Raw genomic sequence first — 572 nt, forward strand, 5'->3', positions numbered from 1 at the left:
TCACCGTCCTGCCCGTTGGACGCCCACACCACCACCTGGGTGCCGTTGTCCAAGACCGTTACCGCAGGCTGCAGCTGGTCGCCGGAGATCGCAGCACTGGCGAGTGTTTCCTGGGTGGGGGTGAAGGAAGAGGCTGGAGGGAGTGTCTGTACCGTGGCGATGTCCCAGTCCGACCAGTGTGTACCGTCAGACACACGTAAAAGGACGGTGTCCGAAACAGCAGCGCTGCCGCCAACGAAACGGAGGTTGCCGAGTTGCTCCGCTGTCACAGAGATGCTTTGCCCAGCGGCTTGGGGCGTACCGTTCAGTTCGAAATGCCCGCTCGCGGCTGAACTGTTGGTGTCTATGAATTCGTACTGCAGGAGCCGCTGCAGGCCGCTGGTGGCCAGCGCATCGCTCTGGCTATGGCTGGGGCGCATCAACGCCACGGCTAGCCTCGATTGGCCAGCTTGCAGAGAAAGATCCTGGGCCTGGAATACCGGTGCCACCGTGCTTGCACTGAACTCGCGGGTCTGGATGCCGTATCCGGATCCGTCCGGTCCGGCCCAGGCGGCGACGAAGCCACCATCGGG

1 protein-coding gene is annotated in these 572 nt (G+C 63.3%); it reads right to left on the reverse strand.

Annotated elements, in window-relative coordinates:
• Positions 1–572 (reverse strand): hypothetical protein (locus tag CRT60_RS35985; protein ID WP_204561522.1); only part of this gene is annotated, 572 nt, incomplete at both ends.

Origin of the sequence: Azospirillum palustre, assembly GCF_002573965.1 — a bacterium.
Classification (GTDB): Bacteria; Pseudomonadota; Alphaproteobacteria; order Azospirillales; family Azospirillaceae; genus Azospirillum; species Azospirillum palustre.